The following is an 18,663-nucleotide window of genomic DNA, read 5'->3' as shown; positions in this document are numbered from 1 at the left end:
CATGGCCGAGATCGACGACAAGACCATCGACGACAGGGACGCCGAGCGCCATCGCGCCAAGATGGCCAAGCGCAAGGCGGTGCAGGATGCCGAGGTGGCCGGCAAGACGATCGAGAAGGGACTGCTCATCGTCAACACCGGGCCGGGCAAGGGCAAGACCACGGCCGCCTTCGGCCTGGCGCTGAGGATGCTCGGTTATGGCAAGCGCGTCGGCGTCGTCCAGTTCATCAAGGGCAAATGGCACACCGGCGAGAAGGATGCCTTCGCCGCTTTCGGCGATCGCGTTGTCTGGCACGCGATGGGCGAGGGCTTCACCTGGGAGACCCAGGACCTGAAGCGCGACATCGCCGCCGCCGAGGCCGCCTGGGCGAAGGCGATAGAGCTGATGGCCGATCCGTCCGTCAGCCTCGTGGTGCTCGACGAGCTCAACATCGCGCTCCGCTACGATTACCTCGATCTGGAAAAGGTGGTCGCCGCACTCAAGGCGCGCCGCGAGGACCTTCATGTCGTCGTCACCGGCCGCAACGCCAAGCCGCTGCTTGTCGAGGCGGCCGACCTCGTCACCGAGATGGGGCTGACCAAGCACCATTTTTCGGCAGGGGTGAAGGCGCAGCCGGGGATCGAGTTTTAGCCGCCGATCAAAATGGTCAGGTAGATCACGATCGCCGACAGAATCGCGAACAGGCCGATCAGCAGCCCGTCGGCGACACGGTAGAGCTTCAGCGCCTGTCTGATGTCGGTGCTCTCGGCCTCGCGACGGCCGCCTTCGCCCATGAAGGCGTCCTCGACGATCTCGCCGCCATAGCTGCGTGGCCCGGCCAGGGATAGGCCCAGGGCACCGGCCATAGCGGCTTCCGGCCAGCCGGCATTGGGCGAGCGGTGTTTCTTCGCGTCGCGACGCATCACCTGCCAGGCGCTGCGGGGGTCGGCGCCCTTGACCAGGAAGGCCGCTAGCACGATCAGCAGGCCGGTGAGCCGCGATGCAGGCAGGTTGATCCTGTCGTCGAACAGCGCCGCGGCGCGGCCGAAGGCCTCATGTTTCGGCGTGCGGTGGCCGATCATCGAATCAGCGGTGTTGGCTGCCTTGTAGGCAGCACCCCCGGCCAGCCCGCCGATGCCGGTCCAGAAAGCGGGCGCGACGATGCCGTCGGAGAAATTCTCGGCCAGGCTTTCGATCGCGGCGCGGGCGACGCCCGCCTTGTCGAGCTTTTCCGGGTCGCGGCCGACGATGCGCGAAACGGCGATGCGGCCGAGCGTCAGGCCGCCGGTCTCCAGGGCATCGGCGACATCCTCGACATGTTCGGCGAGGCTCTTCTGCGACAGGAGCGAAGAGGCGAGGATGGCCGCGATGACCAGGCCTGAGGGAAAGATCAGCCAGAGCAGGACATGCAGCGTCAGGCCGATGGCCGCCGGCACCAGCAGGATGACCAGCAGCGCCTGGACGCCGCGACGGCGACGCAATTCGTCGGAATCGGTGGCGCGGTTGAGCCTGCGATCGAGAAAGGATATCAGCCTGCCTATCCAGGTTACCGGATGGCCGATGGCGTTAAACAGCCAGTCCGGATAGCCAAGGACACGTTCAACGGCGAGTGACAGGAAAGCGATCAGGATCGACATGAAGCTTCTAGGCGGAGCGATTGCGGCGGTTGACCACGGCGGCAGCCTTGGGCGGGCAAGCGCTCTCTTTCCTCATGCGCCGCAGCCTTTCGTTGACCTCTCGACAGGTATCAATCCGCACTCCTATCCGCTTTTCGAATTGCCCGCCACCGCCCTGTCGCGTTTGCCGGAGGCAGGACAACTGCGCGATTTGGCCGAAAATGCGGCCAAGGCTTATGGCGCGCCGTCCGCGGCGCATGTTGTGGCCGCGCCCGGCACGCAGATCCTCCTGCCGCGCGTCGCCTCGCTGGTGAAGCCCGGCAAGGCGCTGGTGCTCAGTCCGACCTATGCCGAGCACGCCAGGGCCGCCGCGATCGCCGGCCATGCGGTTGCGGACGTGAACGATTTCGAGGCTTTGTCGGACGCCGACCTTGCAGTGCTGGTCAACCCGAATAATCCGGATGGGCGAGTGATCGAGAGGAGCCGACTGCTTGACCTCGCCGCGCGGCTTCGTGCCAAGGGCGGTCTGCTGGTCGTCGACGAAGCCTTCATGGATGTCGGCCCAACCGAACACAGCCTGGCCGGCGATGTCGGTCAGGGCGGCATCGTCGTGCTGCGTTCCTTCGGCAAGTTCTTCGGCCTTGCCGGAGTCAGGCTCGGCTTCGCGCTCGCGGATCCGTTGACGGCCGAGCGGCTCGAGGCGCAGCTCGGGCCTTGGGCCGTCGCCGGCCCTGCGCTCGAATACGGCATCCGCGCGCTGGCGGACATCAAGTGGCAGGGCGACATGCGACAGCGCCTGGCAGGCGATGCCAAGCGCCTCGACGCGCTGCTCGGCCGCTTCGACATTCCCGTCGCCGGCGGCACCAGTTTGTTCTGCTATTTGTCTTTGTCCGACGCCCGAAGCCTGTTTTCCGCGCTGGGCGAGCGCGGCGTCCTGGTTCGTCATTTTGCCGACCGGCCACAAGCCCTGCGAGCCGGCCTGCCGGGCAGCGAGGCGGAATGGCAGCGCCTCGAGAGCGCGCTTGCCGCCTGGGCTGCTCGGCGCAAGGATACGGGCAAGGAGTCCGAAAGATGATCCATGTCTGTTCGCTGTCGAAGGTCGAGGAGACGGTATCGAAGACCGGCGCGGAGCGCTTGTTGTCGCTGCTCGCCGCCGGCACCGAAGTGACGCGCCCGGCCTCCATCCTGGCCGAAAACCATCTGCATCTGGTCATGCACGACATCGCCGTCGCGCAGGAAGGCATGACGATGCCAGGCGAGGAGCATGTGCGCGCGCTGCTCGACTTCGCCTATCGCTGGGACCGGGCCAAACCGATGGTCGTGCACTGCTATGCCGGCATCAGCCGCTCGACGGCGTCGGCCTATATTATCGCGGCAGCGCTGGCGCCCAAACGCGACGAGGCGGAGCTGGCGAAGACGCTGCGATTTCTGTCGCCGTCAGCGACACCCAATCCCCGGCTGATTGCCGTCGCCGACACCTTGCTCGGACGAGAAGGCCGCATGATCGCGGCGATCGAAGCGATCGGGCGCGGCGCCGACGCCTTTGAGGGCACGCCTTTCGAGCTCGACATCCGGGCGTAAGCCGGTTCGGTCTAAAGCAGCCAGTCGGCAAGCTTCGCCTTACGCACATCCCGGACCAGGTTGATGAAACCGTCAGCTTGATGCTCCGCCGTCAGCCGGCCCTTCTCGGCCGTGGCGAGGCTGGCGTCGCCGACCACGCCGTTCGCATTTAGGTCGCTCGCGATCCAGGCGAAGGCGTGGGTTCCGGTATGGCGCAGCAGCGAAAATTCCTTTTCGGCGCGGCCGACATTCGAGACGAAATTATCGGCCTTGCCCATGTCGACGAGGTCCGGCCGGAAGTGCAGCATCAGCGAGGTCTCGACATCGCCGCCATGGATGCCGTGGCGATCCTCCAGCTCGGTATACATGCCGGCCGGCCGGCCGAAGCGCTGCCAGCTCGTCTTCACCGCCAGCATTTTTGCGCGCACACGCAGTTCGCGCGTGATTATGCCCATGATCTCCTCATTGCCGCCGTGCGAATTGACGACGATCAGCTTCCTGACACCGGCACGCGCGACCGAGAGGCCAAGCTCGGTCCAGGCATCCACAAGAGTCGTCGCCGGCAGAGTGAGCGTGCCGGGCGCATGCAGATGCTCGTTCGACTTGCCGACCGCCTGCACCGGCAGGATGCGGATATCGAGGTCGTCGGGCAGGCGCGCGATCACCGTCTCCAGCATGCCCATCATGATCGAGGTGTCGGTAGAGACAGGGAGGTGAGGGCCGTGCTGCTCGATCGCCGCCACCGGCAGCACGGCGATGGTCGCTTCCGCATCGATCGAGGCGTATTCGGTCGTCCGGTAGTCGCCCCACCATACACGTCTTGTCGTCACTTTCGTCTCCCGATCGTCTGCTGTTCGGCCTGGAGGTCTAAAGCGCCTGGCCATTCCGGGCAACAGCTAGCCTGCTGCCAGAACCTCCACCTCGACATTGAATTCAGGGCGAGCGAAGCCGGAAACGATCATCAGCGTCGAAGCCGGCGCCGGATCGGAAAACAGCCGGTTGCGGACATCCATATAGGCTTGCAAATGTGCGCGGTCGGTGACGAAGGCGTTGATGCGCACGACATCGTTCAGCGTCAGCCCGGCTTCGCTCAAGATTGCGGCAATGTTCTTGAAGCAGAGCTCGGTTTGCGCGCCGGCGTCCTCGGGAACGGTATCGTCCGGAGCTATGCCCAGCTGGCCCGAGCACAGGACAATGCGCTTTCCCGCTGGAATTTCCACGCCGTGGCTGTAGCGGGCGAAGGGCGGCTTGATCGATTGGGGGGCAAGGTATTTGAGCATGGCATTCTCCTGTCCGCCGGCAGACTAAGGCTGGATTCACGAAAGCTTCAAGATGCGGCGAATGCCACCCGGGCGATTATGGACAGCCGTCCAAAAAATAGGCACGATGCCTCCCGTACAGCATGACCCGTCCGGTCTCGGCAATGACTGCCGCGCAAGCAGGCGGCCCAGGCGGTGGCATGTGTCTTGCTTCTTGAACAAATGGTGTCGAGCCCAGCGCGCAGCGCGCCGGAGCCAATTGAGGGTGATGTTTATGCAGGGAAAAGAGAAGATCCTGGCCGGCGCGATCGCATTGCTGGCGGCCAGCACGCTGGGCGCCGCGGCCAACGAGAAAGTCACCTTCGGCACCAACTGGTTGGCCGAGCCGGAACATGGCGGCTACTACCAGGCGATCGCCGACGGCACCTACGCCGCCTGCGGCCTCGACGTGACCATCATGCAGGGCGGCCCGCAGGTCAGCGGCCGGCCGATGCTGCTTGCCGGCAAGATCGATTTCTACATGGGCGGCAACCTGCTCTCGGCCTTCGACGCCGTGCAGCAGGGCATTCCGATGCGCGTCGTCGCCGCCGACTTCCAGAAAGACCCGCAGGTCATCATGTCCCAGCCGGGGCAGGGGCTGGATAAATGGGAGGACCTCAAGAACGCCGACCAGTACATCCTCGGCGACGAGGGCGCGCAGACCTTCTTCCAGTGGATGGTGACCGACCTCGGCTTCGACGCTGCCAAACGCGTGCCCTATACGTTCAATCCGGCGCCCTTCATTGCCAACAAGAAGTCGATCCAGCAGGGCTATGTGACGTCGGAACCCTTCGCCGTGCAGAAGCAGGGCGGCTTCGTGCCGAACCAGTTCCTGCTCGCCGACAATGGCTGGGACACTTACGCGACGACCATCGAGGTGATGCAGGACACGATCGACAAGCGGCCGGAGGTGGTGCAGTGCTTCGTCGACGGCTCGGCCAAGGGTTGGTACAATTATCTCTACGGCGACAACAAAGCCGCCAACGAGATGATCAAGAAGGACAATCCGGACATGACGAATGAGCAGATCGCCTTCTCGATCGAGCAGCTGAAGAAGTTCGGCATTGTCGATTCCGGCGATTCGGAAAAGCTCGGCATCGGCGCCATGACCGAAGCGCGCATCCAGAGCTTCTACGACAAGATGGTCAAGGCCAAGGTCGCGCAGCCGGGCATCGATATCAAGAAGGCCTATACGCTGGCTTTCATCAACAAGGGCGTCGGGCGGGAGCTGAAGAAGTAAGGCGGCCTGCCTGAGATGATCCAGGAAAAAGTGGCGCAGACGCCAGCAGCAGTATCGGGCGGGAGCCCGATGCTGCTTTCGCTGCGTAATGTCGGCAAGGTCTTTTCCAACGGCGTGACGGCGCTGAGCAAGGTCGACCTGGCGATCCGGGAAGGCGATTTCCTCAGCCTGCTCGGCCCTTCGGGCTGCGGCAAGTCGACGGCGCTCAGGCTGATCGCTGGCCTGTCGACGCCGACCTCCGGCCAGCTTGACTGGCGCGGTTCCATCGACCGCTCGAATATCGGCTTTGTCTTTCAGGAGCCGACGTTGCTGCCCTGGGCCAGCGTCTTCGACAATGTCTGGCTGCCGCTCAGGCTGAAAGGCGTGTCGCGGGCCGGGGCCGAGCCGGCGGTCATGGAGATGCTGTCGCGGGTCCATCTCAACGGCTTCGAGAACGCCGTGCCGCGCGAGCTTTCCGGCGGCATGAAGATGCGCGTTTCGATCGCGCGGGCCATGGTGACGAAGCCACGCATCCTTTTGATGGACGAGCCCTTCGCGGCGCTCGACGAAATCACCCGCTTCAAGCTCAACAACGACCTTCTGGAGCTTTGGCAAGGCGAGCGCTTCACCGTCGTCTTCGTCACCCACAGCGTCTTCGAAAGCGTGTTCCTGTCCAGCCGCGTCGTAGTCATGGCGGCAAGGCCGGGCCGGGTCCACGGCGAGCTTGCAATCGATGCGCCTTATCCGCGCGACGAGGCGTTCCGCACCTCGCCCGACTATGCGGCGCTCTGCCGGCAGGCGTCGGACGTGCTGGTCCATGCCATCAACTCAACCGCCGGATCTCATCATGACGGCCACTGAAGACACTGCGCTGAAGCTCGACCCGGAAGAAGAGCGCCGCGTCCGCCAGGAGCGGCTGGAGCGGATCGGCAGATGGGTGCTGCCTCTGGCGATCATGGTGCTGGCGATCTGGCTGTGGGACCGCATCTGCGTCTGGAACGAGATCCCGCAATACATCCTGCCGCGCCCCGGCGTTGTGCTGCAGACGCTGCATGACGACGCCGGGCTCTTGTCCTCCTCGCTCCTGGTGACGCTTCGCATCACCTTCCTCAGCCTGCTTCTCGCCGTCATCGGCGGCGTTGGATTGGCGGTGCTGTTCGCGCAGTCGAAATGGGTGGAGATGTCGTTCTTCCCCTTCGCCATCGTGCTGCAGGTGACGCCGATCGTCGCGATCTTCCCGCTGATCAACATCTACATCAACAACCAGACGACCAAGCTCCTGCTCTGCGCCTGGATCGTCGCCTTCTTCCCGATCCTTTCCAACACAACGCTCGGCCTGAACTCGGTCGACCGCAACCTGCGCGACCTGTTCAAGCTCAACGGCGCGACCCGCTGGCAGCAACTGCGCTACCTGCGCCTGCCGGCGGCGATGCCCTATTTCCTCGGCGGGCTGAAGATCGCCGGCGGCCTGTCGCTGATCGGCGCGGTAGTTGCCGAATTCGTCGCCGGAGCGCAGGGGCAGTCGTCCGGGCTTGCCTCGCGCATCATCGAGGCGGGCTACCGGCTCAACGCGCCGAGGCTGTTTGCGGCGCTGATCCTGATCTCGCTCACCGGCATCCTGATCTTCCTGGTGCTGTCGCTGGTGTCGCATCTCATCCTCCGTCGCTGGCACGAGAGCGCGCTGAAGCAGGAGCGCTAGGGTGGATGAGATGATTGAGATACTGGCGCGAAGCACCCCCCTCTGGCCTGCCGGCCATCTCCCCCACGACGGGGGAGATTGGACGTCATCCAGGATTTCGCCAATTACCGAGGTCGCAGAGCAAGCGCCGTCCGCGAAGCTGACCGGCAGGGCAGAGGGGGGTAGGGCTTGATACCGGCCTCTGGTTCCTACCTTCTTGCCAACGCCCGCCTTCACCGGTCACTGACGCCCGGCCTTGCTGCAGCCTTCGACAGCGATGGCTTCGGCCTTGCCGACATCGCCGTCGCCGACGGCAAGATTGCCGGTATCGTCGCCCATGCCAAATCGAAGACGCCGGCCGATGCGATCGACCTTGGCGGCCGCATCGTGCTGCCGTGCTTCGTCGACTGCCACACGCATATCGACAAGGGCCATATCTGGCCGCGAAAACCCAATCCCGACGGCACGTTCATGGGCGCGCTCAACGCCACCGGGGTCGACCGTGCGGCCCGCTGGAGCGCCGAGGATGTCGCGCGCCGCATGGATTTCTCGCTGCGCTCAGCCTACGCGCACGGCACCAAGGCCGTGCGCACGCATCTCGACAGCGTGCCGCCGCAGGAGGAAATCTCGTGGCCGGTGTTCGAGACGATGCGGGAGACGTGGCGCGGGCGCATCGAGTTACAGGCCGCCTGCCTGCTCGGCATCGAAGGCGTGCGCGACAAGGCCTGGTTCGAGCGTTTGGCAAAACGCGTCGCCGCGGCCAAGGGCGTTCTCGGCGTCGTCACCTATATGGTGCCCGACCTCGAGGAACTGCTCGACAAGGTGTTCGCTGAAGCCATCAAGCACGGGCTCGACCTCGATTTCCACGCCGACGAGACCGACGATGTCGCGGCGATCTCGCTGAAGAAGATCGCCGAAGCCTCGCTGTGGAACGGTTTTGACGGCAACATCCTGGTCGGCCATTGCTGCTCGCTCTCGCGCCAGCCCGACCTCGAAGTGCTCGACACCCTGGACAAGGTAGCGAAGGCTGGGCTCGCCGTGGTGTCGTTGCCGATGTGCAATCTTTATCTCCAGGACAGGCGCGGCAACAACACGACCCCGCGCTGGCGCGGCGTGACGCTGCTGCACGAGATGAAGGCGCGCGGCATCAAGGTGGCGGTCGCCTCCGACAACACGCGCGACCCGTTCTACGCTTATGGCGATCTCGACATGCTGGAGGTCTACCGCATGGCGACACGCATCCTGCATTTCGACCATCCGGTCGGCGACTGGCCGAAGGCGATAGCGGCGACGCCGGCCGAGGTGATGCGGTTGGAGGGCGTCGGCACGCTTGCCGCCGGCGGCAGCGCGGACTTCATCGTCTTCAAGGGACGGAACTGGACCGAATTGCTGTCGCGGCCCGAATCGGATCGCATCGTGGTGCGTGACGGCCGGGTGATCGAGCGTAAGTTGCCCGACTATGCCGAACTCGACGAACTGATGGTGGAATGATGGATATCGCAGCGCTGAAGCGCGATCTCGAAGGCCTCAAGATCGACGACCATCCTGCCATCGTCCAGCAGAAGAGCCGCGACTTCTACTGGTACAGCCCGGTGTTGAAGCAACAGCTCGATCACATCACCGGCGACCTGATCGTCACGCCCAAGAATGAGGGCGAGGTGATCCGCGTGCTCACCGCCTGCCACCGGCACGGCATTCCGGTGACACCGCGCGGCAGCGGCACCGGCAATTACGGACAGGCGATGCCGCTCTCGGGCGGCGTGGTGCTCAACCTTGCCGAGATGAACGAAGTGAAGGCGATCGCGCCGGGGCGCGTGGTGACCGGACCGGGCGCGGTGCTGGCCGATATCGACAAAGCGACGCGCGCGCATTCCAGCCAGGAACTGCGCATGTCGCCGTCGACCTACAACACGGCATCGATCGGCGGCTTCGTCGCCGGCGGCTCTGGCGGCGTCGGCTCGATCCGCTGGGGCGGATTGCGCGACCTCGGCAACGTCATTCGGCTCAGGACCGTGACGATGGAAGCCGAGCCGCGCGTGATGGACCTCACCGGCGAGGACGTGCTGAAGGTCATGCACGCCTATGGCACCAACGGCATCATCACCGAGGTCGAGATGCCGCTGACGGCCTCTTACGACTGGATCGACGTCATCGTCGGTTTCGACGATTTCATGGACGCGGCCGGTTTCGGCAACGATCTCGCCGTTCAGGACGGCATTTTGGCCAAGCTGATCACGCCGATCGCCGCACCTATCCCTTACGACTATTTCAAGCGGCACCAGAAATTCTTCCGGCGCGAGCAGAGCATCGTGGTGTGCATGATCGCGCCGCATGCGATGGATGCCTTCGTCGCCTTCGTCCGCAGCGGCAAGGGCGAGATCGTCTTCCAAGCCGACCAGGAGGCAGACCTCAAGGGGTTGCCGCCGGCCTACGAGCTGACCTGGAACCACACGACGCTGCGCGCCATCCGGGTCGATCCGACGATCACCTATCTGCAGGCACGCTACCCGTCGCCGGACCATCTCGCCCACGTCAAGGCGATGGTCGACCGCTTCGGCGACGAGGTGCCGGCGCATCTCGAGTTCATCCGCTTCGATGGCGCGATCGGCGCAGCCGGCCTGCCGCTGGTGCGCTACACAACGGAAGAACGGCTCGACGAGATCATCCGCATCCATGAAGACAATGGCTGCTGGATCTTCAACCCGCACCGCTACACGCTGGAAGAGGGCGGCATGAAGCAGACCGACGAGGTGCAACTCGCCTTCAAGCGCGAGACCGACCCGCAAGGGCTGCTCAATCCCGGCAAGATGATCGCTTGGGAAAATCCGGACTATGACTACCGCTCGGGCAAGTCGTTCCTATTCAAGGGCCTGCAAAAGGCGAGTTGATCGCGATGGACGTCCAGCGCTGTACCCCCCTCTGGCCTGCCGTGCATGTTGGTGATTGGCGAAAGCCGCGGCGGCGTGGAATCTTCCCCCTTGAGGGGGAGATGGCCGGCAGGCCAGAGGGGGTCGCCTCACATAGAGCGCCGACGTCGCCTCTCGTCACCGAAGGCGCTGGCGTTTTACGTGCGGCAAACCCCTCTGTCGCCTTCGGCGACATCTCCCCCTCAAGGGGGGAGATTTGGCCCAGGATAAAAGGGGTGCCTCGCGCTGACCTGCGGGATGTTCTCCCGTGAACATCCTCGTGCTCTACGCCCATCCGGTGGAGACCAGCTTCAATGCCGGGCTGCACCGGACGATCGTCGAGCGGCTATCCGCGGCAGGCCACGCGGTCGATGATTGCGATCTCTATGCCGAGAATTTCGATCCGCGCCTGACACGCGCCGAACGGCTTGGCTACCACGACCAGCGCGAGCCAACCGATGCCGTCGCCGGTTATGTCGAGAGGCTTCAGAAAGCCGAGGCGCTGGTGCTGTCGTTTCCGGTCTGGAACTACGGCTACCCGGCGATCCTGAAAGGCTTCTTCGATCGCGTGTTCCTGCCCGGCGTGTCGTTCAAGCTGGTCGACGGCAAGGTGCAGCCGACGCTGCACAACATCGGCAAGCTCGCCGCCGTCACCACCTATGGCGGCAGCCGGTTCCGAGCGATGCTAATGGGCGATCCGCCGCGCAAGGTGGTGAAGCGCATGCTGCGGGCCACGATCAAGCCCGGTGCTCCGGTGTCCTATCTCGCGCATTACTCGATGAATCTTTCGACCGATGAGACGCGCAAAGCCTTCACGAGGAAGGTGGCCGTCAGCATGGATCAATTCTGATGCGGGTGCTGGTGGTCTATTGCCATCCGGTGCCCGAGAGCTTTTGCGCCTCGGTCCGCGATACGGCCGTCGAGGTGCTGCAGGGCCGAGGCTGGGATGTGCGTCTGCTCGACCTCTATGCCGAGAATTTCAATCCGGTGATGAGCTGCGAGGAGCGGCGCTCCTACAATGAACGCGCGCCTGAGGATCCGGCGCTCAAGCCGCATTTTGATCACCTCATGTGGGCCGAGGCGATCCTGTTCGTCTATCCCACCTGGTGGTACGGCCTGCCGGCGATGCTGAAGGGCTGGTTCGATCGGGTTTGGGCGACCGACGTCGCTTTCAAGCTGCCGGCGGGCAAGGGGCGGATCACGTCGCTGATGAGGCATGTCACCAAGGTCGGCGTCATCACCACTTGCGGCGCGCCGACCTGGTGGAGCGTCGTCGTCGGCCAGCCCGGCCGCAAGACCATCCTGCGCGGTATGCGGGCCTTGTGCGCCACGCGCTGCAAGACGTTCTTCCTGGCACATTATCTGATGGATTCGTCGACGCCGAAGAGCCGGGCTGCGTTTCTCGGCAAGGTAAGGGCGAGGCTGGAGAGGTTTTGAGATTAGCCTTCTTCGCCCCGTTTACGGGGAGAAGATGCCGGCAGGCAGATGAGGGGCGGCGCGAACTTACAAAAGGTGTGGCGCTGCCCCTCATCCGCCCTTTGGGCGCCTTCTCCCCGTAGAACGGGGAGAAGGAAAGATTGAGCTACATCCGCACCCGCTCCGCTTTCGGGTCGTACATCGGCCTCAGCGATGCTTCCGCCGCGAACCGCTCGCCAGCGATCTCCACCTCGTAGGATGAACCCAGCACGTCCGTCTCGCTCTCGCCCTGGCAGGGCACATAGCCGAGGCCGATGGCGCCGCCGAGATGGTGGCCGTAATTGCCGGAGGTGATCGGGCCGACGATCTTGCCGTCGCGCAGGATCGCTTCGTTGTGGAAGAGCAGGGGCTGAGGGTCCTTGAGGCGGAACTGCACCAACCGGCGGCTCAGCCCGGCTTCCTTCTTTCGCAGCACCGCGTCGCGGCCGATGAAGTCGGCTTTGCTCGTCTTCACCGCAAAGCCGAGGCCGGCCTCCAGCACATTGTCCTCGTCCGTGATGTCGTGGCCAAAATGGCGGAAGGCTTTTTCGACGCGACAGGAGTCCAGCGTGTGCAGGCCGCAGAGCTTCAGGCCGACATCCGCGCCGGCATCGGCGATCGCCTCAAAGACATGGGCGGCCTGGTCCGTGGAGACGTAGAGCTCCCAGCCGAGCTCGCCGACATAGGTCACGCGGTGGGCGCGGGCGAGCCCCATGCCGATCTCGATCTCCTGGAACGTGCCGAACGGATTGGCCTCGTTGGAGAAATCGTTCGGGCTGACCTTCTGGATCAGCTTTCGCGCGTCCGGACCCATCAGGCAGATGACGGCTTCGGCCGCGGTCACGTCGGTGATGACAACGAACTCGTCGACGACGTGTCGCCTCAACCAGGCGAGATCGCGCTGCAAGGTGGCGCCGGGCACAACGAGGAAATAGGCCGTCTCCGAAAGCCGCGTCACGGTAAGGTCGCTCTCGATGCCGCCCTTGGCATTGAGCATCTGTGTGTAGACGATCCTGCCCGGCGCCACGTCCATGTCATTGGCGCACAGCCGCTGCAGGAAGGCACAGGCATCGCGGCCCTCGACGCGGATCTTGCCGAAGGAGGTCATGTCGAACAGGCCGACGCCGTTACGGACTGCCAGATGCTCCTCGCGCTGGTTGTCGAACCAGTTCTGCCGCTTCCAGGAATAGCGGTATTCGCGCTCCTGTCCGTCGCGAGCGAACCAGTTGGCGCGCTCCCAGCCCGCCACCTCGCCGAAGACGGCGCCGCGCGCCTTCAGGTGCTCGTGCAAGGGCGAGCGGCGCACGCCGCGTGAGGTCGCCATCTGGCGGTAGGGGAAGTGGTCGGCGTAGAGCAGGCCGAGCGTTTCGGAGACGCGCTCCTTGAGGTAGCGGCGGTTCTTCTGGAAGGGCTGGGCGCGGCGGATGTCGACCTCCCAGAGATCGAACGGCGCTTCGCCATCATTGATCCATTGCGCCAGCGCCATGCCGGCGCCGCCGGAGGAGACGATGCCGATCGAATTGTAGCCGGTCGCCATCCAATAGCCGGAAAGCTCCGGCGCCTCGCCGAGATAGTAGCGATCGTCGGGCGTGAAACTTTCCGGACCGTTGAAGAAGGTGTGGATGCCGGCCGTGCCCAGCATCGGCATGCGGTTGACGCCCATTTCGAGGATCGGCTCGAAATGGTCCATGTCCTCGGGCAACTGGTCGAAGCAGAAATCCTGGCGGATGCCGTCCATGCCCCAGGGCTTCGCCACCGGCTCGAAGGCGCCGAGCATCATCTTGCCGGCATCCTCCTTGTAGTAGGCGCATTCGTCGGGCACGCGCAGCACCGGCAGGCGAGTAAGCCCCGGGATCGGCTCGGTGACGAGATAGAAATGCTCGCAGGCGTGCAGCGGGATGGTGACGCCGTTCTGCCGTCCAAGCTCGCGCGCCCACATGCCGGCGCAGTTGATCACGATGTCGGTCTCGATCGTGCCTTCTTCCTCGCCCTGAGCCCAGGAGACACCGGAGACGCGGCCGTTCCTGGTGTGAACCTTGGTGACCTTGACGTTCTCGATGACGGTCGCACCGCGCTGGCGCGCGCCCTTGGCCAGCGCCATGGCGATGTTGGCCGGATCGCACTGGCCGTCGAGCGGCAAATGCACGGCGCCGACCACATCCGACACATTGAGATGCGGGTACATCTCCTTGACTTCGCTCGGCGAAATCTCGCGCACGTCGACATCGAAGGCGCGGGCCAGCGAGGCCTGCCTGTAGATCTCGTGCTTGCGCTCCCCGGTCAGCGCCACCGTGATCGAGCCGACCTGGCGCATGCCGGTGCCGACGCCGGTCTCGGCCTCGAGCTTGACGTAGAGGTCGGCCGAGTATTTCGCCAGCCGCGTCATGTTCTGCGAGGCGCGCAACTGGCCGATCAGGCCAGCCGCGTGCCAGGTTGTGCCGCAGGTGAGCTGCTTGCGCTCCAGGAGCACGATGTCGGTCCAGCCGAGCTTGGCCAGATGATAGGCGACCGAGCAGCCCGAGACGCCGCCGCCGATGATGACGGCGCGGGCTTTGGTTGGAATGGCTTTGGTCATGCGGCCTCGCGACGATAGTTGGAAGCGAAGCGCCGCACGCGAAGCGCTGCTTCCTTAAGGACAGGTTCGGGCTGGCAGAGGCTGATGCGGATATGGCCGGCGGCGGCTTCGCCGAAGCTCGAGCCGGGCATGACGCCGACCTTTTCCTGGTCGAGCAGCGCCCAGGCGAATTTCTCGTCGTCGGGCTCAACGGCGGAGACATCGAGCATGACATACATGCCGCCTTCGGAGCCGCGCACGGTGACCTCGTTCGCGCCGCGTATGGCGTCGAGGAAGACGGCGCGGCGCGCGGCGTAGCGCTCGGCGATTTCCTTCACGCCATAGTGGTTTTCGAGCGCCTCGGCGCAGGCGATCGAGATGAAGGCCGGCAGACCGTAGGTCGTCACCAGGTTGAGGTCGGTCATCAGCGCGATCATCGCCTTCGGGCCGGTCAGCCAACCCATGCGCCAGCCGGTCATGCCGTGGCTTTTCGACATGGAATTGATGACCAGGGCGCGCTCGGCCATGCCGGGCAGAGAACGTGGCGAGACGTGCTCGCCGCCGCCGAGCGTCCAATAGACCTCGTCGGACAGCAGCCAGAGATCATGCTGCTTGCAGATATCGGCCAACTGCTCGAGCCGTTCACGCGAATAGACGGCACCCGTCGGGTTGTTCGGCGTGTTGATCAAGATGGCGCGCGTGTTGGGCCTGAGCGCCGCGCGGATCATGTCGGCGCGCGGCTGGAAGCCGTCCTCGGCGGGCGTCTCGACCACGGTGAAGCTGGCGCCGGCGGCACTGAAGGTGTTGGGGTAGGTGGCGTAGTAAGGCGCGACGACGATGGCGTGGTCGCCCGGATCGAGCACGCCCTGCACGGCGGCGTAGAGCGCGCCCTGGCCACCAGCCGTGGCGATGATCTCGTCGGGCTCCGTCGGGATGCCGGTGCAAGCAGTAGAGGCCGCCGCCATGGCCTTGCGCAGGCGCGGCAGGCCAGGGAGGGGGGTGTAATGGTGATTGCTGCCGCGAACGGCGTTGACGCAGGCCTCGATGGTTTCCGAAGGAGTGTCGAAGTCATGATCGCCGACCGAGAGCACGATGATGTCCTCGCCCGCGGTCCTGCGGGTCCAGGCGGCGAAGTGGACTTCCCAGCCATCCTTGCCCGAAGGCACGATGCCGGTAATGCGCTTTGACGGTTTTGGCATCAGGCTCTCAACCTCTCGTTCTTCGGATCCCAGAGCGGCTCGTCCTTCTGCACCACCGCCTTGAAGCGGTCGCCGAAGATCTCGACCTCGACGGCCGTACCGGGTTCGGCTAGATCGGTGCGCAGCATGCCGAGCGCGATCGATTTGCCGACGCGGTGGCCCCAGCCGCCGGACGTCGTCTCGCCGACGATCCTTCCGTCATGCCAGAGCGTCGACATATAGGGCGCATCGCAGTCGCCGGGATTCTCGACGACCAGGGTGACGAAACGCTTCTTCACGCCCTGCTGCTTTTCGCTGAGCAGCGCCGCCTTGCCGCGGAAGTCGGGCTTGTCCCATTTGACGAAGCGTTCCAGGCCGCCCTGCAGGATCGAATAGTCGGTCGACAGATCACCCTTCCAGGCGCGGTAGCCTTTCTCCAGCCGCAGCGAATCCAGCGCATACATGCCGAAGGGTTTCAGGCCGTGCTTCTGGCCGGCGGCCCAGACGGCGTCGAAGACCGTCAATGTGTCGGCGACCTTGGTGTGGATCTCCCAGCCGAGTTCGCCGGCGAAGGAGACGCGCACCAGTTTCGCCCAGCGCCCGGCGATGGTCGTTTCCTGATGCGTCAGCCAGGGCAGCGTCAGATCCGCACCGCAGACCTCGGCAAGGATTTTTCGCGAGTTCGGACCGGCGAGGATCTGTGTCGAGTATTCCTCCGTCCGGTCGGTCAGCGTGAAAGCTGCGTCGGCCGGCATGCGGGACTTCAGCCATTCGAAGTCGTGCCACTGCGCGACAGCCGCGGTGATCAGCGTCATCTGGTCCTCGCCATGGCGCACCACCGACATTTCGGTGACGATGCGGCCCTTGTCGTCGGCAAAGTAGACCAGGCCGATGCGGGCGGGTTTCGGTACCAGGCCGGTGACCTGCAGCGCCAGCCATTCGGCGGCGCCCGGACCTTCGAGATTGAAGCGCGAGAAGCCGGGCAGGTCGAGGATGCCGGCGGCGTCGCGCACCGCCAGGCATTCCTCGCGCACGCGCTGCTGCCACGGTCCATCGCGGCGGAAGGTCAGCGTCGCTTCCTCCGAAATGTCGTCGCCCGGTTGTGCATACCAGGTGGCGCGCTCCCAGCCATTATAGGCGTCGAACTGGCCGCCGAGCGCCTTGATGCGATCATGCAGCGGCGAGTGCTTGCGGTCGCGCCCCGCAGGCCAGGCATGGCGGGGGAACTGGATGGCGTATTCGTTGCCGTAGATCTCCATGCCTTTGGCCACGCAATAGTCGGGCGCGGAGGCAAAGCTCGTGAAGCGGCGGGGGTCGCAAGACCACATGTCCCATTCCGTCTGCCCCTCGGTCACCCATTCGGCCAGCACCTTGCCGGCGCCGCCTCCCTGCGCGATGCCGAAGGTGAAGACGCAGGCTTCGAAAGCGTTCGGCACGCCGGGCATCGGCCCGATCAGCGGGTTGCCGTCCGGCGCGTAGGGGATCGGCCCGTTGATCACTTTGGAGAGGCCGGCGGTGCCGAGGATCGGCACGCGGGCGACGGCGTCGGCGAGATAGTGCTCCAGCCGGTCGAGATCGTCAGGGAAGAGCTGGAAGGAAAAATCCTCCGGCATCGGATCGTTGTGCGTCGCCCAATGCGCGCGGCAATTGCGCTCATAGGGCCCGAGATTCATGCCGGTCTTTTCCTGGCGCAGGTAATAGGACGTATCGACGTCGCGCAACAGCGGCAGTTTCTTGCCCTGCTCCTTCGTCCATGCGGCGAGCTCGGGGATCTCCTCGAACAGTATGTACTGATGGCTCATCACCATCATCGGCACTTCGCGGCCGAACATTTTCCCGACCTCGGCGGCGCGGTAGCCGGCGGCATTGATGACGATCTCGCAGCGGATTTCGCCCTGCGGCGTCGCGACCACCCATTCGCCGTTTTCGCGGCGAACGCCGGTGACCGGGCAGAAGCGGATGATTTTCGCGCCCATGTCGCGCGCGCCCTTGGCGAGCGCCTGGGTCAGCTGCGCGGGATCGATGTCGCCGTCGCTCGGATCGTAGAGCGCGCCCTTCAACTCATGCGTCTCGATGAAGGGGTAACGGCGCTTGATCTCGTCCAGCCCGACGACGTCGATATCCATGCCCTGGTAGCGTCCCATGCCCTTGGCGCGCTGGAACTCCTGCATGCGCTCCCTGGTGTGGGCGAGCCTGAGCGAGCCGGTGACATGATAGTTCATCGGATAGTCGACCGCCTCGGCCAAACCCCGATAGAGTTCGGTCGAGTAGCGCTGCATGTTCATCAGCGACCATGACGAGGAGAAGGTCGGCACGTTGCCGGCGGCGTGCCAGGTCGAGCCGGAGGTCAGCTCGTTCTTCTCCAGTAGAACGCAGTCGGTCCAGCCCGCCTTGCAGAGGTGATAGAGCGAGGAGGCGCCGACGACACCGCCTCCGATGATCACCACGCGTGCCGTGGTCGGCAAACCGGCCATGTTTCTTCCTCCCAAGCTTCGACTCAATACACCGGCGGCGAAACCACCCAAATGACGACCGCCGGCTCGGTGCCGGGATTACGCCAGCGGAACGGCTTGCCTTCGAAGCGGAACGAGTCGCCTTCGCCAAGCCGATGCCAGACGCCGCCGATCTCGATCTCGAAAGTGCCCGACGCGACATAGCCCGCTTCTTCGGTCGGGCGGCGCGCTTCGGTCTTCAGCTCGGCGCCCGGCGCGAAGACAGAGCGCAGCATCTCGAAGCTACCGCCAAGGTCGGGCGACAGAAGCTCCTCCACGAGACCCGATTCGCTTGTGCCAAGCGAGCGGCGGCTGCCGGCGCGCACGACCACGCCGCGCTCCTTCTCGGCAGGCACGTCATGGCTGAAGAACAGGCTGAGCGGCACGCCGAACAGTTCGGCGAAGGCTCTGAGATCGCCGAGCGAAGGGACCGAAAGCCCGCGTTCGACCTGGCTGACCCAGCCGACGGAGCGGCCGAGCTTGAGCGCGATCTCGCTGAGCGTCAGCCCACGCGCCTTGCGCAGCGCACGGATATCGCCGGCGAGCAGCCGCTCGCCATTGTCCTGCTCCGGTCTGACAGCGGTCGAGGTCAATCGTGTCTCATGAAAAAATACGAACAAATTTCATGAGAGGGCAAACTCATGAAAAAATCAAGCGGGTTTTCATGCGCTGCAAGATTTGCTTGCGCGATTTTGACGCTTGATGCAAAGGCTCCCCTACGAACGGA

The 18,663-nt window shown here is 64.6% G+C and carries 17 protein-coding genes; 10 read left to right on the top strand and 7 right to left on the bottom strand.

Annotation, left to right across the window (positions count from 1 at the left end; all coding sequences use genetic code 11):
• The first annotated feature begins 1 nt into the window (after position 1).
• Positions 2-631 (top strand): cob(I)yrinic acid a,c-diamide adenosyltransferase, encoded by a 630-nt coding sequence (gene cobO / locus RFN30_RS27235; protein WP_320265152.1) that lies wholly within the window; start codon positions 2-4, stop codon positions 629-631.
• Here the strand turns inward: cobO and cbiB are convergent.
• Complete coding sequence (gene cbiB / locus RFN30_RS27230; protein ID WP_320265151.1) at positions 628-1,617, bottom strand: adenosylcobinamide-phosphate synthase CbiB; 990 nt, start codon at positions 1,615-1,617, stop codon at positions 628-630. The two genes, cobO and cbiB, sit on opposite strands and share 4 nt — an antisense overlap.
• On the opposite strand from cbiB, the gene cobD reads away from it, so the two are divergent.
• Positions 1,616-2,671: a threonine-phosphate decarboxylase CobD gene (cobD, locus tag RFN30_RS27225; RefSeq protein WP_320265150.1), complete on the top strand. Its 1,056-nt coding sequence runs from the start codon at positions 1,616-1,618 to the stop codon at positions 2,669-2,671. The two genes, cbiB and cobD, sit on opposite strands and share 2 nt — an antisense overlap.
• Complete coding sequence (locus tag RFN30_RS27220; protein ID WP_320265149.1) at positions 2,668-3,177, top strand: tyrosine phosphatase family protein; 510 nt, start codon at positions 2,668-2,670, stop codon at positions 3,175-3,177. The genes cobD and RFN30_RS27220 overlap by 4 nt, the downstream gene beginning before the upstream one ends.
• An 11-nt stretch (positions 3,178-3,188) precedes the next feature.
• On the opposite strand, the gene RFN30_RS27215 is transcribed toward RFN30_RS27220, so the two are convergent.
• Both RFN30_RS27215 and RFN30_RS27210 read right to left on the bottom strand, forming a co-directional pair.
• Positions 3,189-3,986 (bottom strand): creatininase family protein, encoded by a 798-nt coding sequence (locus RFN30_RS27215; protein ID WP_320265148.1) that lies wholly within the window; start codon positions 3,984-3,986, stop codon positions 3,189-3,191.
• 66 nt (positions 3,987-4,052) lie between these two features.
• Positions 4,053-4,436 (bottom strand): RidA family protein, encoded by a 384-nt coding sequence (locus tag RFN30_RS27210; protein ID WP_320265147.1) that lies wholly within the window; start codon positions 4,434-4,436, stop codon positions 4,053-4,055.
• A gap of 253 nt (positions 4,437-4,689) precedes the next feature.
• Here RFN30_RS27210 and RFN30_RS27205 point away from each other — a divergent pair, with 253 nt between their 5' ends.
• The 7 genes from RFN30_RS27205 to RFN30_RS27175 all read left to right on the top strand — a co-directional run bounded on the left by RFN30_RS27205 (position 4,690) and on the right by RFN30_RS27175 (position 11,694).
• Positions 4,690-5,694, top strand: coding sequence for an ABC transporter substrate-binding protein (locus tag RFN30_RS27205; protein ID WP_320265146.1), 1,005 nt, complete (start codon positions 4,690-4,692; stop codon positions 5,692-5,694).
• 15 nt (positions 5,695-5,709) lie between these two features.
• A complete protein-coding gene (locus RFN30_RS27200; protein ID WP_320265145.1) occupies positions 5,710-6,534 on the top strand; it encodes an ABC transporter ATP-binding protein in 825 nt (274 codons plus the stop codon).
• Positions 6,521-7,372: an ABC transporter permease gene (locus tag RFN30_RS27195; protein ID WP_320265144.1), complete on the top strand. Its 852-nt coding sequence runs from the start codon at positions 6,521-6,523 to the stop codon at positions 7,370-7,372. Before RFN30_RS27200 ends, RFN30_RS27195 begins: the two co-directional genes overlap by 14 nt.
• 168 nt (positions 7,373-7,540) lie before the next feature.
• Positions 7,541-8,842 (top strand): cytosine deaminase, encoded by a 1,302-nt coding sequence (locus RFN30_RS27190; RefSeq protein ID WP_320265143.1) that lies wholly within the window; start codon positions 7,541-7,543, stop codon positions 8,840-8,842.
• The gene (locus RFN30_RS27185) at positions 8,842-10,239 is read left to right on the top strand and encodes an FAD-binding oxidoreductase (protein WP_320265161.1); all 1,398 of its coding nucleotides are present in this window, start codon (positions 8,842-8,844) and stop codon (positions 10,237-10,239) included. Before RFN30_RS27190 ends, RFN30_RS27185 begins: the two co-directional genes overlap by 1 nt.
• Positions 10,240-10,525: 286 nt before the next feature.
• A complete protein-coding gene (locus tag RFN30_RS27180) occupies positions 10,526-11,107 on the top strand; it encodes an NAD(P)H-dependent oxidoreductase (protein ID WP_320265142.1) in 582 nt (193 codons plus the stop codon).
• The gene (locus tag RFN30_RS27175) at positions 11,107-11,694 is read left to right on the top strand and encodes an NAD(P)H-dependent oxidoreductase (RefSeq protein ID WP_320265141.1); all 588 of its coding nucleotides are present in this window, start codon (positions 11,107-11,109) and stop codon (positions 11,692-11,694) included. Before RFN30_RS27180 ends, RFN30_RS27175 begins: the two co-directional genes overlap by 1 nt.
• Before the next feature lie 145 nt (positions 11,695-11,839).
• Here RFN30_RS27175 and RFN30_RS27170 read toward each other — a convergent pair whose 3' ends face one another.
• The 4 genes from RFN30_RS27170 to RFN30_RS27155 are packed head-to-tail and all read right to left on the bottom strand — an operon-like array spanning position 11,840 to position 18,529.
• Positions 11,840-14,287, bottom strand: a complete 2,448-nt coding sequence (locus RFN30_RS27170) for a GcvT family protein (RefSeq protein WP_320265140.1) — start codon at positions 14,285-14,287, stop codon at positions 11,840-11,842.
• Complete coding sequence (locus RFN30_RS27165; RefSeq protein WP_320265139.1) at positions 14,284-15,465, bottom strand: pyridoxal phosphate-dependent aminotransferase; 1,182 nt, start codon at positions 15,463-15,465, stop codon at positions 14,284-14,286. The genes RFN30_RS27170 and RFN30_RS27165 overlap by 4 nt, the downstream gene beginning before the upstream one ends.
• Entirely contained in the window at positions 15,465-17,918 is a 2,454-nt protein-coding gene (locus RFN30_RS27160; RefSeq protein WP_320265138.1) for a GcvT family protein, read from the bottom strand. The genes RFN30_RS27165 and RFN30_RS27160 overlap by 1 nt, the downstream gene beginning before the upstream one ends.
• Positions 17,919-17,941: 23 nt before the next feature.
• On the bottom strand, positions 17,942-18,529 hold the full coding sequence (locus RFN30_RS27155) for a helix-turn-helix domain-containing protein (RefSeq protein ID WP_320265137.1): 588 nt from the start codon (positions 18,527-18,529) through the stop codon (positions 17,942-17,944).
• Positions 18,530-18,663 lie beyond the last annotated feature (134 nt).

This window comes from Mesorhizobium dulcispinae (assembly GCF_033977345.1).
Taxonomy (GTDB): domain Bacteria; phylum Pseudomonadota; class Alphaproteobacteria; order Rhizobiales; family Rhizobiaceae; genus Mesorhizobium; species Mesorhizobium dulcispinae.
The sequence above is the reverse complement of the archived record's forward strand: the minus strand, read 5'-3'. Positions and strand labels throughout refer to the sequence as shown.